Genomic DNA, 13,158 nt, shown 5'->3' on the forward strand with positions numbered 1-13,158 from the left:
GTCGTGACGGACGGGCGCGCCCCGCTCAGCGGCGACGCGAAGCGTTGCGCGGGGCGCGCCGACCGAGCCTGCGAGGGAGGACGGTGCCAGCTGGCACCGCGCCTCCCGTCCTGCGTCTGCTCGCGACTACCGCGCGGCGAGCTCGGCGACGATCCCGTCACCGGGGGCGGCGTCGACGAGGTCCGCCTCGATCTCCGCGTGCTCGAGGATGCCCTCGATCTTGCGGCGACGGCTGCGCGGGACGATCGTGACGACGGTGCCCTCCTTGCCGGCACGACCTGTGCGGCCCGAGCGGTGCATGTACGCCTTGTAGTCGTCGGGCGCGTCGGCCTGCACGACGAGCGACACGTCGTCCACGTGGATGCCACGGGCGGCGACGTCGGTCGCGACGAGCACGTTGACGCGGCCGCTCGTGAGGAGCTGCAGGTTCCGCTGCCGGCGCGACTGGTTCAGGTCGCCGTGGAGCGAGGTCGCGCGGATGCCGGCGTCCTCGAACTGGTCGGCGAGCCGCTCGGCGTAGGCGCGGGTGCGGGCGAACACGATGGTCTTGCCGGCGCCGGCGACGAGCTCCTCGAGGAGCTGGTCCTTCTGGCGCTGCTCGACCACGAGCACGCGGTGGTCGATCGTCGACGAGGCCTGGTCCTCACCGGCGACCTCGTGGACGGACGGCTCGTGCAGGAACTGCTCGACGAGCGACGCGACCTGGGCGTCGAGCGTCGCGCTGAACAGGAGCTTCTGGGCGCGGTTGCCCTCGGGGGTGACCTCGGCCGTGGCGGAGAGGATCTCCTGCACCGGCTCGAGGAACCCGAGGTCGCACATGTGGTCGGCCTCGTCGAGCACGGAGATGACGACCTCACTGAGGTCGAGCGTCCCCTTGTTCATGAGGTCCTGCACGCGCCCCGGGGTGCCGACGATGATGTCGACGCCACGCTCGAGCGCACCGACCTGGCGGCCGTACGGGACACCGCCGTAGATCTGCGTCGTGAAGAGGCCCACCGAGCGGGCGATCGGCTGCACGGTGCGGTCGATCTGCAGGGCGAGCTCGCGGGTCGGCGCGAGGATGAGCGCACGCGGGGCGCGGCCCATCTTGCGCTTCGTGCCGCCGCCGTTCTCCATGAGCTTCTCGACGAGCGGGGCGCCGAAGGCGATGGTCTTGCCGGAGCCCGTGCGGCCACGGCCGAGCACGTCCTTGCCCGCGATCACGTCGGGGATCGTCGCTGCCTGGATCGGGAACGGGCTCGTGGCGCCGAGTTCGGCCAGGGCGCGGGAGATGTTGCCGCCGATGCCGAGGTCGGCGAAGGTCACGCCCTCGACGTCGGCCGCGAGGGTCGCCTCGGCCTGGAGCTTCTCGAGCTTGACGTCGTCGGCAGGGACGAAGGGCTTGCGCTCGGTGTCGTCGCGGTCGAAGCGGCGCGGGGCGCGGTCGTCACGGTCGAAGTTCCGGCGCGGACGGTCGTCGGCGTCACGGCGGGGCGCACGATCGTCGCGGTCGAAGCGACGGGGAGCGCGGTCGTCACGGTCGAACCGGCGGGGCGCACGGTCGTCACGGTCGAACCGGCGCGGGGCGCGATCGTCGCGGTCGAACCGGCGCGGGGCGCGGTCGTCGTCACGACGGGGAGCGCGGTCGTCGCGGTCGAACCGGCGGGGAGCGCGGTCGTCGCGGTCGAAGTTCCGGCGCGGACGGTCGTCGGCGTCACGGCGGGGCGCGCGGTCGTCGCGGTCGAACCGGCGCGGGGCGCGGTCGTCGTCACGACGGGGAGCACGGTCGTCACGATCGAAGCGACGCGGGGCACGATCGTCGCGGTCGAAGCGACGCGGAGCGCGGTCGTCACGGTCGAACGAGCGACGCGGACGGTCGTCGTTGTCACGACGGGGCGCACGGTCGTCGCGGTCGAAGCGACGCGGAGCGCGGTCATCGCGGTCGAAGCGACGGCCACCACGGTCGTCACGCTGCGGGCGGCCCTGGCCACCGTCGCGCGGCTCCCAGTTCGGACGGCTCGGGCGCTCGCCCTGCGCCGCGCGGCCGCGACGCTCCTCGGCGTCCCACCGCTGCTTCTGCCGCGGAGCGGACGGGTCGGCGGCGCGGAAACCGCGGTGCTTGCTGCTGCGAGCGGCGGGGGTGCCGTTCGGGTGGCGGACACGGTCGGAGGCGCGGTTGTCCGCGCCGCCCTTGTTGTACGGGGCCATGGCTACTTTCTCGGGGTGCGCAACGTACCGCAGCGCCCGGCAGCGACATCGGCGGGGGCTTGCGTGCGGAGAGGGGGTTCTTCCCGTCGCGGATCGACGTGAATCCAGCCCTCGAGCAACACACACCCAAACGAAAACTCCGTGATCGCAATGTCACGGCGTCGAAGGCCGACCGAGTGAGTCTACGCGATCGGACCGTCGCTGGCCAGCCCACCGCCGGGCCGGGGCTGCGGGGCGGGGGCGATCCGTGCCTCCTGGACCGTTCGCGGGTCAGGACTCGGCGAGCCGCTGCCGCTGCTCGGCCACGTCGAAGTCCGCTGCGGGCCAGGTGAGCTGCATGTCCTCGAGCGTGCGGAGCAGGAGCTGCTGCACGGCGAGCCGGGCGTACCACTTGCGGTTCGCCGGGATGACGTACCAGGGGTTCGTCGCGGTCGAGGTGCGGTCGAACACCGTCTGGTACGCGTCCTGGTAGTCGTCCCAGAGCAGGCGCTCGTCGATGTCGCCGGGGTTGAACTTCCAGTGCTTGTCGGGTCGGTCGAGGCGCTCACCGAGTCGTTCGCGCTGCTCGTCCTTCGAGATGTGGAGCATGACCTTGACGAGGCTCGTGCCCGACGCGGCGAGCTCGTCCTCGAAGTCGACGATGGCTCCGTAGCGGCGCTCGATCTCCTCCGGCGGGGCGAACGCGCGGACCTTCTGGATGAGGACGTCCTCGTAGTGGGAGCGGTCGAAGACGCCGAGCTGGCCGGCGCCCGGCAGCTGTCGCTCGATGCGCCAGAGGAAGTCGTGCTCGCGTTCCTCGGCGTTCGGCGCCTTGAACCCGGCGTAGTGCACGCCGTTCGGGTCCACCGCGCCGACGACGTGCGAGACGATCCCGCCCTTGCCCGCGGTGTCCATCGCCTGGAGCACGAGGAGCACACGGCGCTGGTCACCGGCGGTCGAGGCGGCCCAGAGGCGCTCCTGCAGCGCGGACAGTCGGGAGGCCCCGGCGGCGAGCGCCTCGAGCCCGTCGATCTTCCGCCCCGGGAAGCCGGGGGTGCCGTCGGGGTCGACCCGGTCGAGGCGGAACCCCTCCTCGACGCGGAGCAGTGGTTCGGGGTCGGCGTTCCAGGCCTTGCGACGGCTCACGGGTCCTCCTGCGGGGTCGTCACCATCCTGGCACCGCCGGACGGGTTCGTCCGGCGGTGGTCCTCGGGGCGGAGGAGGGGACGGTCGGTTCCTCCCGTGGGTGGACGACGGCGTGCGGGGACCGGGTTACCGTTGATCCGATGAGGTCAGGCCGTCGCACGCTGCTCGCGCTCGTCGCCGCGGTCGTGGCGCTCGGCGCGGTCGCGTCGTGCAGCACGGACCCGGTCGGTGACGAGAACCGCACGGTGACCGCCGGACCCGTCATCTACCCGCTGTCGCTCCGGTACCACGGCATCGACGTCGTCGCCGACGTGCCGTACGGGTCGGACGCGCTGCAGCGGCTCGACGTGTGCCTGCCGGCGGACAGTGCGCCGGACACCACGAGGACCCCGACGTCGACGCCGGGCGGGACGGCTTCCGCGACGCCGGACGATGTCGGGGCCGACGCCGCCGGGGGCGGGAGTGCGAGTGGTGCCGGGACTGCCGCGGCCGGCGTCGCCGCTGCCGGGGCCGGGGCCGGGGCAGCCGAGGACGGGTCTGGTGCTGGCGACGCTGCCGTCGCCGAGGCGGCCAGCGGCACGCGTCCCGCCGTCCTGATGATCCACGGTGGGAGCTGGTCCCACGGCGACAAGGCCACCGCCGCGTACCGATCGGTGTGCAAGTACCTGGCCTCCGAGGGCTTCGTCACCTTCAACGTCGACTACCGGCTCGCCCCGACGGACCCGTTCCCGGCCGGGCTGGACGACGTCCGACGGGCACTCGACTGGGTGTTCCGTCCGACGACGCTGTCCACCTACGACGTCGACAGCAAGCGGGTCGGGGTGTTCGGGGGCAGCGCCGGTGGGAACCTCGCGGCGATGCTCGCCGTGACGGACCACGACTCGACCGCCTACGCCGAGGGCGACCGGATCCGGGCCGTCGTCGACCTGAGCGGCCCCACGAACCTGACGACCCGGTCGACCGAGGCCGACGGCGTCTCCGCCGCGTTCCAGCGGAAGCAGTTGCTGTACCTCGGCTGCCGGACATACTCGGACTGTCCGGCCGCGACCCGCGCATCGCCGGAGTACCACGTGACCTCGGACACGGCGCCGTTCTTCATCGGCCACTCCACCGACGAGTTCATCCCGCTGTGGGAGTCGCAGGAGTTCGCGGCGACGCTCCGACGACACGACGTGCCGGTGACGTTCGTCGCGGTCGAGGGGTCGGCGCACTCCATCGCGCAGCTCGACGAGGCGATGAGCAAGCGCGTGGCGAGCTTCCTGCGGGAGCACCTGGGCTGACGCGCGGCCGGGGCCTCCGCGCGTGGCTGGTGCCCGCCGCGGCCCCGAGTCTCGGTTCGGCGGACGTTCCTCGGACGGTGCGGACGCGAAAGTGTCCGCGGGGCCGAGACTCGGGCACCGGAACCGGCACCGGCCGCCACGTGCCCCGGCCGGGTGGCACCCGGAGTCGGGACTGCCGCTCGCCGACCGCGCACCGCAGACTTCGGGGGTGACCGACACCTCGATGCGCCCTGCACACGCGACTGCCTCCCGCTGGGAGCGGCACTCCTCGCTGCAGACGTTCGCCGAGCTCCTGCTCGGTCTGTCGTTCACCGCCGCGGTGGCCTTCGGCGGGTACGCGGCCGTGACGGGACGGATGACCGTGCTGTCGCAGGCCGCCGGCGTGGTGTTCCTCGTGACGCTGACGTGCGTCCTCGTGTCGTGGTTCCGTGCCGTCGAGCGCGAGGAGGCACCCGCGGCGGCGCCGGCTGCCTCCGTCGTCGACCCGATCTCGGCGATCGACGCGGAGTACCGCCGCTAGTCCTCCCCCGCCGCGGCCCCACGCGCCGCGGCATCCCCCGCAGTGGTCTCATGCGCAGTGGTCTCACGCGCAGTGGCCTCCCCCGCCGCGGCCTCACGCGCCGCCCGCCGGTCGGCCCGCCGCTCGAAGAGCCCCTCGACGAGGGCGTACAGCGACGGCAGCACCACGAGGGTGAGCAGCGTCGACGACACCAACCCGCCGATGACCACGAGCGCGAGCGGCTGCGAGATGAACCCGGACCGGCCGGTCAGCCCGACGGCCATCGGGAGCAGCGCGAAGATCGTCGCCAGGGCGGTCATCAGGATCGGCCGGAGTCGTCTGGTCGCACCCTCGATCAGGGCATCGTGCACGCGGAGCCCCCGGCGCCGGTACTGGTTGACGAGGTCGATGAGGACGATCGCGTTCGTCACCACGATGCCGACGAGCATGAGCAGGCCGATCAGCGACGCCACACCGAGCGGGATCCCCGTCACGATCTGCAGGAGCAGCGCGCCGGTGACCGCGAACGGCACCGACACGAGCAGCAGCAGCGGCTGCCGCAGGCTCCGGAACGTGGCGACCATGATCACGTAGACGATCAGGACCGCAACGAGCATGGCCAACAGGAGCTGGCTGAACGCCGACGACTGGCTCGAGGCGACACCGCCGATCTCGGCGGATGCGCCACGCGGCAGGTCGAGCGCGTCGACGGCCGCCGTCACGTTCTGCACGGCGGCGCCGAGGTTCGTCGAGTCCGGGGTCACCGTGATCGTGGCCGTCCGGACGGCGTTCGACGTCGTGATGGACGTCGGCCCCTCGGACTGCTCGACGGTCGCCAGGTCGGACAGCGGCACCGACCCGGTCGAGGTGGAGACGGACAGCGACCGCAGTGCGGCGACGGTCGTCGGGGGCTCGGGGTCGGCGATGTACACGTCGAGCGTCGCGTCGTCGATCTCGATCGTGCCGGTGTCGCGGGGCGAGACCGCCGCGGCGACGATCCCGCCGACCTGCGTCTCGGTCAGCCCGCGCTCGGCGGCGGCCTGCCGGTCGACCCGGACGGCGAGGTACGGCTCGGACGCCGACAGGTTGCTCGTCGCGCCGGTCGTGCCGTCGACCTTCCGCATCTCGCGCAGCACCGACGCCGCCGCGGTCCGGAGCTCTGCCTGGGTCGGCGCGGTGACGTCGACCTCGATGTCGCTCGAACCGCCGAAGCCGCCACCGGCCGACGAGAGGCTGACCTCGCCGACGCCGTCGATGCGGTCGATTCGGTCGCGCGCGGTGGACTGGATGGTGGTCTGGTCGTCGCCGGCGTCCGTCGTGACGTTGTACTGCACGGAGGCCGACGCCCCGCCCCCGAAGGCCGCCTGGATCGACTGCCCGCTCGTCCCGATGGTGGTCTGCACGGTCTGCACACCCGCGACGCCACGGAGCACGCGCTCCACCTCCTTCGCCGCGTCGGACTGCTCGTCGAGGCTCGTCCCCGGCTCGAGGTCCTGCGTGACGGTGAAGGTGTTCTGCCCGGAGTCGCCGAGGTAGTTCGTCTTGACGAACGGCACGGCGGCCGCGGTACCGCCGAGCACGAGCACCGCCAGGACCACCACGAGCGCCGGCCGACCGATGGCCCAGCGGAGCACGGGCTGGTACCCGCGCCGGAGCCGGTCGGACGTGCCGGCGTCGTGCAGGTCCTCGGCGGACGACAGCGCGGCGGTCGCAGCGGACCCGTCGGCAGCCGCCCCACCGGCAGCAGCACCGCCGGCAGCAGCGCCACCGGCTCCACCGGCGGCGGCACCACCAGCGACGGCGCCACCGGCGGCGGGCGTCCGGAGGAACCAGTACGCGAGCACCGGGACGATCGTCAGCGACACCAGCAGCGACGCCACGAGCGCCATCGTGACGGTCAGGGCGAACGGCCGGAACAGCTCGCCGACGAGCTCCGCGACGAACGCGACCGGCAGGAAGACGGCGACGGTGGTGAGGGTCGACGCGGTGACGGCGCCGGCCACCTCGCGGACGGCGTCGAGCACCGCCCGGGTCCGGTCCACCCCGGGTTGCAGGTGCCGCTTGATGTTCTCGATGACCACGATCGAGTCGTCCACCACGCGCCCGATCGCGATGGTGAGCGCGGCGAGCGTGATGACGTTCAGCGTGTACCCGGTCGCCCGCATGCCGATCGCGGCGAGGAGCACCGAGGTCGGGATCGAGATCGCGGTGACGATCGTCGACCGCACCGACAGCAGGAACAGCAGGATCACGACGACGGCGAACCCGAGGCCGAGGAGCCCCTCTTCGGCGAGGGAGTCGATGGACTGCTGGATGTAGGGCGCCTGGTCGAACACGACGGTGAACCGGGGGTCGCCGGCGACCTTCGCCTCGATGCCGGGGAGAGCGTCGCGGACCGTCTTCGAGACGTCGACGGTGTTCGCTTCCTGCGTCTTGGTGATCGCGATGGTCAGTGCCGTCTCGCCGTTCACGCGGCTGATCGAGGTGCGCGGTGACTCCTCGATCGCGACCTTCGCCACGTCGCCGATGGTGGTCGGCGTCGTCGCGGCGGTCCCGGCGGTCGATCCACCGGCGGTCGCACTGGAGGTGCTGTCCGCCCCCGCCGCACTGCTCGCCGCCGTCCCGCTGGTCGCGTCCACGGCCCCGGTCGAGCCCGCCCCGCCCGACGAGCCAACCCCGCCCGCCCCGCCGGTCGCGCCCGCCCCGCCGGTCGCGCCTGCCCCGGCGTCCGCCGCACCGCCGGACGAGGAGCTGCCGGAGGATCCCGCCCCGGACGACGACCCGCCGCTCGACGACGCGGTCAACGGCAGCCCCTCGATGTCCTTGATCGAGGCGATCCGCTCCCCCGTCTGCACCGACAGCGTCGTGCCGTCCTGGGTGATCGTGCCACCGGGGACGAGCGTCCCGTTGTCGTCGAGTGCGTCCGCGATGGACTGGGTGCTCAGGCCCCGCGACGCCAGCTCGTCGGTGTCCGGGGTGATCACGACGCGGCGCCCCGGGTTGCCGAAGACGTCGGCCTGCCGGACGCCGTCGAGCTTCTCGATGTCGGGGATCGCCGTGGCGTTCAGCCGGTCGACCAGCTGTTCCTGGTCGCCCTTCCCCGTGACGGCGAGCTGCAGCACGGGCAGGTCGTCGAAGGAGCCGGTGACGATCTGCGTCTGCACGGTGTCCGGGAGCGACAGGGCGTTCACCGCGGTCTGGATCTTGTCCTCGGCGCTGGCGAGGTTCGATCCGTAGTCGAACGACGCCGAGACGACGCTCTGCCCGGTCGACGACGTCGCGGTGGTCGACTCGAGGTTCGGCACGACCTGGATCGCCTGCTCGATCTTCGTCGACACGTCGTTCGACACGACCTCGGGCGTGGCACCGGGGTACGCGCTGACGATGGCGACCTGTGGGAACTGGACGCTCGGGATGAGCTCCTGCTTGAGGCTCGTCAGCGCGATGCCGCCGAACACCGCGACGACGACGGTGACGAGCGCGATGAGCGCCCGGTTGCGGAGGCTGAAGACCGAGAGGAGGTGCACACCCCGATCCTTGCAGGGTGCACCACGACGCACTCAGCCGTCGAGCAGGAGGTACGCGCCGAGCACGCCCACGGTCCCGAGCACGCCGGTCGCGAGCGCCACGATCCGGCCGAGCGGGGTCCGAGCCGTCACGACCGCCACGACGACGACCGCCAGGCCGACGACGATCTCGACCACGCAGGTCACCGGCCCCGTGGTGTCCGCCACCTGCAGCAGGGCCCGGACGCCCTCGCCGACCAGCACGGCGGCGGTCGCCCCGAGCGCTGCCCCGCGCCACCCGACGTCCCGTGACCGGAGTGCCACCGCGACCGCACCCGCGAGCATCCCGGCGGGGATGCCCATCAGGACCCAGAAGTTCGTGATCGACAGCACGTCCGGGTAGCCGCGCAGGTTCGTCGTCGCCCAGTACCCCACGTGCATGAGCTCGAGGAGCACGACGCCGAGCACCATCGCGACCGGCGACGCCCAGCGCCCCGACCGCACACCGGCGAGCAGGCACAGCGCAGCCGCGACGACGAACCAGGGTCCGGCGGAGTTCGCGACGGAGGAGAGTCCGGGCACCGCCTGCCCGAACGAGGTGAGCACCCCGGCGAGCAGTGCCCCCGTGAGCGCCATCGAGACCCGGGCGGCGGCGGGCACCGCGTGGGTCGGAGCGGGCGCCGGACGGGCCGTCGTGCCGGCGTGCATGGTCGTCTCCATGGGACCAGGATCCCGGTGGCCGGGCGTCGCACGCATCACTCCGCAGAGCCAGATCGCACGAGGAGCGTCACCCCGGAGGATGACACTGCCGAGCGAGGAGGGCGCGTCACACCACCGCGGCGAGCGACCCCCGCACGCCGGCGGCGTCTCCGCCGATCCGCGCCCACGACCGTTCGAGCACGTCGACGAGCCGCACCCGGTCGGCCGGGGACATCGTGAACGGCACCCGCAGGAACCGCTCGAACCCACCGTCCGGGCCGAAGACCCCGCCGGACGCGAGCACGACGCCCTCGGCGCGTGCGGCGAGCACCAGCGCGCTCGACACCGGGCGCCCGAGCCCGACCCACGTCGTCAACCCGCCCGCCGGCGACGGCACGTCCCACTCCGGGAGCCGCGCGCGCAACGCACCCACGACGTCGTCGCGACCCTGGCGCAGGTACTCGCGCCGCGCCTCCAGGACCGCCGCCGTCCGCGGGACGAGCTCCCGCGCGACCAACTGGTCGAGCACGGGCGTGCCGAGGTCGCCCGTCGGACGGGCGAGGAGCAGCCGTTGCAGGAGCGCCGGTGCGGCGCGGATCCAACCGATCCGCAGGCCGCCCCAGAACACCTTGTCGGCCGACCCGATCATCACGACCGATGCCCCGGACGGGTCGGCCGCTGCCAGCGGCAGGGACGGCGAGCCCTCGATCCGCAGCTCGCCCATGGTCTCGTCCGCGATGACCGTCGTCCCGGTCGACGCAGCGACGGACAGCAGGAGTTCCCGGGTGGACGCGGACATCGTCGCTCCGGTCGGGTTGTGCAGCTCGGGCATGACGTACGCGACCGCCGGCGCCGTGCGGCGCATCGTGGTCTCGAGCGCCGTGGCGTCCCACCCGGTCCGCGCGTCGACGGGCACGCCGACGAGTCGACCGCCGACCTCGCGGAAGGCCTCGTGCGCGTGCGGGTAGGTCGGGGACTCGACGAGGACGGCGTCGCCCCGGCGGACGAGCACCCGGGCGAGCAGGGCGATCGCGTGCTGCGCCCCGATCGTCACGACGACCTGGGACGGGTCGGTGGGCAGGCCGCGTTCGGTGTACCGCTCGGCGATCGCCGCGCGCAGCCCGGGGTCCCCGACGGTGTCGTACCCGATGCCGGCGAGCGCCGCGGGCACGTGCCGCACCGCGCGCTCGACCGCCTCGGCGATCCCGGGAGCCGCGTGCAGTGCGGCCTTGCGGAGGTCGAGCAGGTCGTCGTCGACGACGCCGCCGAGCCGTTCCGGGTCCGGTCGGCCGATCAGCCCGGCCGGGAGCCGGACCACGCTGCCGGACCCCCGGAGCGACACCACGAACCCGTCGGACCGGAGCCTCGAGTACGCGTTCGCGACCGTGGTGCGCGAGACGCCCAGCGCGGTGGCGAGCCCCCGCTCGGCGGGCAGCCGCACGCCCTGCGGGATCCGGCCGTCGATGACGAGCACGCGCAGCGCGTCGGACAGCGCCTCGTACGCGGGGGCGTCGGTACCGGCGCGCCAGTCGGTGAGGAGGAGTGCTGCGGATCGGGCACTGAGCAGGACCGGGGTCATGGATCCACGGTAGCGGAATTGGCTCTCGACCCGCAGTCCAATCTCCACGACGATCAAGCCATGACCCGCTCCACCGCCCTCACGCTCCGCTTCGTCCAGCTCTTCGTGGGCCTGTTCCTCTACGGCGCCTCGACGGCGCTGCAGGTGCGTGCGGTCGTCGGGGTCTCGTCGTGGACGGTCCTCACGGAGGGGCTCGAGAACGTGGTGCCGTGGTCCTTCGGCGTCATCACCGTGGTGTCGAGCGGCGTCATCCTGCTGTTCTGGATCCCGCTCCGCCAGAAGCCGGGCATCGGGACGCTGCTCAACGCCCTGGCGATCGGACCGAGCGCCGACCTCGTGCTCTGGCTCGTCCCGACGCCGTCGGAACTCGTCGGCCGGGTCCTCCTGTTCGTCGCCGGGCTGGTGCTCCTGGCGGTCGCCACCGCGTTCTACATCGGCGCCGGCTTCGGCACGGGCGCTCGCGACGGCCTGATGGTCGGCCTGCACGAGCGCCTCGGCTGGCCGGTGTGGGTGGCGCGGACCGTCATCGAGGTCTCGGTCGTGATCGTCGGCTGGTTCCTCGGCGGCGACGTCGGAGCCGGCACCGTGGTCGCGGCGTTCGCGATCGGTCCGATGGTGCAGCCGCTCATGCCGGTCTTCCGCCGGTTCCCGTGGAGCCCCGGAACGGACGCGTGCCGCCACACCGGTCCAGGAGGCGCGGGTCGCCGCCGCCTCGGAGGTCGCCTAGAGCCCTTGCGTGCGCCCAGGTCGCGATATAACGTGTCTGCTACAGACGCGATACATCGCGAGTTCGAGGAGGCAACATGGCCCAGGAGAAGTGGCTCGTCGAGGAGCCGAAGGTGATCGACACCGGGATCGTCCGCCGCTTGCGCGTGGGCCTCGCCGGAGGACAGGTGGACGTCGTCGCGCACGACGAGCCGACCGCCCGCGTCGAGGTGCACAGCGTGTCCGGCAAGCCGATGAAGATCGAGCTCGACGGCGACACGCTCACGATCGACCACCCGCAGGTCCGGTGGGACGACCCGATCGGCTTCCTGAAGTCGTTCCGCGGCAAGGCCCACGCCGACGTCAGCGTCCTCGTGCCCCGCGACGCCGTCGTCACCCTCGGCGTCGTCTCGGCCGGCGCCCTGCTGTCCGGCACGAACCGCGGCGCCACGCTCAACACGGTGTCCGGCGACCTCGTCGTCGACGACGTCGCGGGTGACGTCACCGTGAACGCGGTGTCCGGCACGACGACCATCCGCGAGCTCGACGGCGCCCTGACGGTGCACACCGTCTCCGGCGACGTCGTGGCGACCGGGGCGATCCCGCGGTTCTCGGCCGACGGGGTGAGCGCCGACGTGGTGCTCGACCTGCACGGCACCCCCGACCAGGCCCGCGTCAACACGGTGTCCGGTGCGGTGAGCGTCCGACTCGAGGACGGCGTGCCCTACCAGTGCACCGTCAGCACCGCCTCGGGCAAGCTGCAGTTCGACGACTCGGAGATCCGCGGCGTGCGGGGGTCCTACGTCAAGCAGGGCGGCGAGCTGTCCGGGCAGTGGCTCGACCTCAAGGTGAACTCGGTGTCCGGCGACATCGCGGTGCTGCACGCACCACCGGTCGCGGAGCCGACGGAACCGACCGCGCCGGCTGCACCGACCACGCCCGCGGCCCCGGTGAACGACGGCGAGGTGCCCGAATGAGCCCCGTCTTCGCGCACGGCCACCTGCGCCTCTACCTGCTCGTGCTGCTGGCCGACCACCCGATGCACGGGTACGAGGTCATCCAGGCCCTCGGCGACCGCTTCGGCGGCACCTACGTCCCGAGCGCCGGCACCGTGTACCCGCGGCTCGCCAAGCTCGAGGAAGAGGGGCTCGTCACGAAGTCCCCGGACGGCCGGAAGACCGTCTACGCGATCACCGACGCGGGCCGTGCCGAGCTCGACGCCCGTGCCGACGAGATCGCCGCGGTCGAGAACGGCGTCAACGACTCGGTGAAGTCCCTGGCCGACGGCGTCCGCGCCTCAGTGGGCGAGGCGATGCGGTCCCTCCGTGCCGACCTCGCGGCGAGCGCGCAGGCACCGCGCGGCCGGACCGCCGACGAACCCGTGGACGTCCCGTCCGAGGGCGCCCGCGCCCTGCGCGAGGTCGAGATGGTCCTGTCGTCGTTCCGGCAGCAGGTCCGCGCGGACCTCCGCCGTCGGGCGACCCGCGGCACGCTCGGTGCGGACACGGTCACGCGTCTGCGCGACGGCCTGGAGGCGCTGCGCAAGTCCCTCTGACGACCGGCGGCCGACAGACGGTG

Annotated in this window: 10 protein-coding genes; 5 read left to right on the forward strand and 5 right to left on the reverse strand. The window is 72.9% G+C overall.

Features of this window, described 5'->3' with window-relative positions; genetic code table 11:
- Window positions 1-126: 126 nt before the first annotated feature.
- Both ACEN8D_RS08405 and ACEN8D_RS08410 read right to left on the reverse strand, forming a co-directional pair.
- Window positions 127-2,187 (reverse strand): DEAD/DEAH box helicase, encoded by a 2,061-nt coding sequence (locus ACEN8D_RS08405; RefSeq protein WP_413461677.1) that lies wholly within the window; start codon window positions 2,185-2,187, stop codon window positions 127-129.
- Window positions 2,188-2,457: 270 nt separating this feature from the next.
- Window positions 2,458-3,312, reverse strand: coding sequence for a PPK2 family polyphosphate kinase (locus tag ACEN8D_RS08410; protein ID WP_071294488.1), 855 nt, complete (start codon window positions 3,310-3,312; stop codon window positions 2,458-2,460).
- Window positions 3,313-3,452: 140 nt separating this feature from the next.
- Between ACEN8D_RS08410 and ACEN8D_RS08415 the strand changes: the two genes are divergently transcribed.
- Window positions 3,453-4,592, forward strand: a complete 1,140-nt coding sequence (locus tag ACEN8D_RS08415) for an alpha/beta hydrolase (RefSeq protein ID WP_495601230.1) — start codon at window positions 3,453-3,455, stop codon at window positions 4,590-4,592.
- Between the two features lie 208 nt (window positions 4,593-4,800).
- Entirely contained in the window at window positions 4,801-5,112 is a 312-nt protein-coding gene (locus ACEN8D_RS08420) for a hypothetical protein (protein WP_309889576.1), read from the forward strand.
- Here ACEN8D_RS08420 and ACEN8D_RS08425 read toward each other — a convergent pair.
- The 3 genes from ACEN8D_RS08425 to yczR form a co-directional block, all read right to left on the reverse strand.
- A complete protein-coding gene (locus ACEN8D_RS08425) occupies window positions 5,109-8,618 on the reverse strand; it encodes an efflux RND transporter permease subunit (protein WP_495601231.1) in 3,510 nt (1,169 codons plus the stop codon). The two genes, ACEN8D_RS08420 and ACEN8D_RS08425, sit on opposite strands and share 4 nt — an antisense overlap.
- 33 nt (window positions 8,619-8,651) lie before the next feature.
- Window positions 8,652-9,317 (reverse strand): DUF6518 family protein, encoded by a 666-nt coding sequence (locus ACEN8D_RS08430; protein WP_413399375.1) that lies wholly within the window; start codon window positions 9,315-9,317, stop codon window positions 8,652-8,654.
- A gap of 106 nt (window positions 9,318-9,423) precedes the next feature.
- Window positions 9,424-10,875: a MocR-like transcription factor YczR gene (gene yczR, locus ACEN8D_RS08435; RefSeq protein WP_092384556.1), complete on the reverse strand. Its 1,452-nt coding sequence runs from the start codon at window positions 10,873-10,875 to the stop codon at window positions 9,424-9,426.
- Between the two features lie 60 nt (window positions 10,876-10,935).
- Here yczR and yczE point away from each other — a divergent pair, with 60 nt between their 5' ends.
- Genes yczE through ACEN8D_RS08450 form a run of 3 tightly spaced genes read left to right on the forward strand, consistent with a single transcriptional unit; the run spans window position 10,936 to window position 13,135 of the window.
- Window positions 10,936-11,718, forward strand: coding sequence for a membrane protein YczE (gene yczE / locus ACEN8D_RS08440; protein ID WP_413399376.1), 783 nt, complete (start codon window positions 10,936-10,938; stop codon window positions 11,716-11,718).
- Entirely contained in the window at window positions 11,679-12,557 is an 879-nt protein-coding gene (locus tag ACEN8D_RS08445) for a DUF4097 family beta strand repeat-containing protein (RefSeq protein ID WP_413399377.1), read from the forward strand. Before yczE ends, ACEN8D_RS08445 begins: the two co-directional genes overlap by 40 nt.
- The gene (locus ACEN8D_RS08450; RefSeq protein WP_413399378.1) at window positions 12,554-13,135 is read left to right on the forward strand and encodes a PadR family transcriptional regulator; all 582 of its coding nucleotides are present in this window, start codon (window positions 12,554-12,556) and stop codon (window positions 13,133-13,135) included. The genes ACEN8D_RS08445 and ACEN8D_RS08450 overlap by 4 nt, the downstream gene beginning before the upstream one ends.
- The last annotated feature ends 23 nt before the right edge of the window (window positions 13,136-13,158 follow it).

It is taken from the genome of Curtobacterium sp. Curtsp22 (genome assembly GCF_059492135.1).

What these genes read in the sequence shown, in the direction of transcription:
- ACEN8D_RS08430 (WP_413399375.1), bottom strand. Translation starts at nt 9,317, where the DNA reads ATGGAGACGACCATGCACGCCGGCACGACGGCCCGTCCGGCGCCCGCT.
- ACEN8D_RS08445 (WP_413399377.1), top strand. Translation starts at nt 11,679, where the DNA reads ATGGCCCAGGAGAAGTGGCTCGTCGAGGAGCCGAAGGTGATCGACACC.
- ACEN8D_RS08415 (WP_495601230.1), top strand. Translation starts at nt 3,453, where the DNA reads ATGAGGTCAGGCCGTCGCACGCTGCTCGCGCTCGTCGCCGCGGTCGTG.
- yczE (WP_413399376.1), top strand. Translation starts at nt 10,936, where the DNA reads ATGACCCGCTCCACCGCCCTCACGCTCCGCTTCGTCCAGCTCTTCGTG.
- ACEN8D_RS08450 (WP_413399378.1), top strand. Translation starts at nt 12,554, where the DNA reads ATGAGCCCCGTCTTCGCGCACGGCCACCTGCGCCTCTACCTGCTCGTG.
- yczR (WP_092384556.1), bottom strand. Translation starts at nt 10,875, where the DNA reads ATGACCCCGGTCCTGCTCAGTGCCCGATCCGCAGCACTCCTCCTCACC.
- ACEN8D_RS08405 (WP_413461677.1), bottom strand. Translation starts at nt 2,187, where the DNA reads ATGGCCCCGTACAACAAGGGCGGCGCGGACAACCGCGCCTCCGACCGT.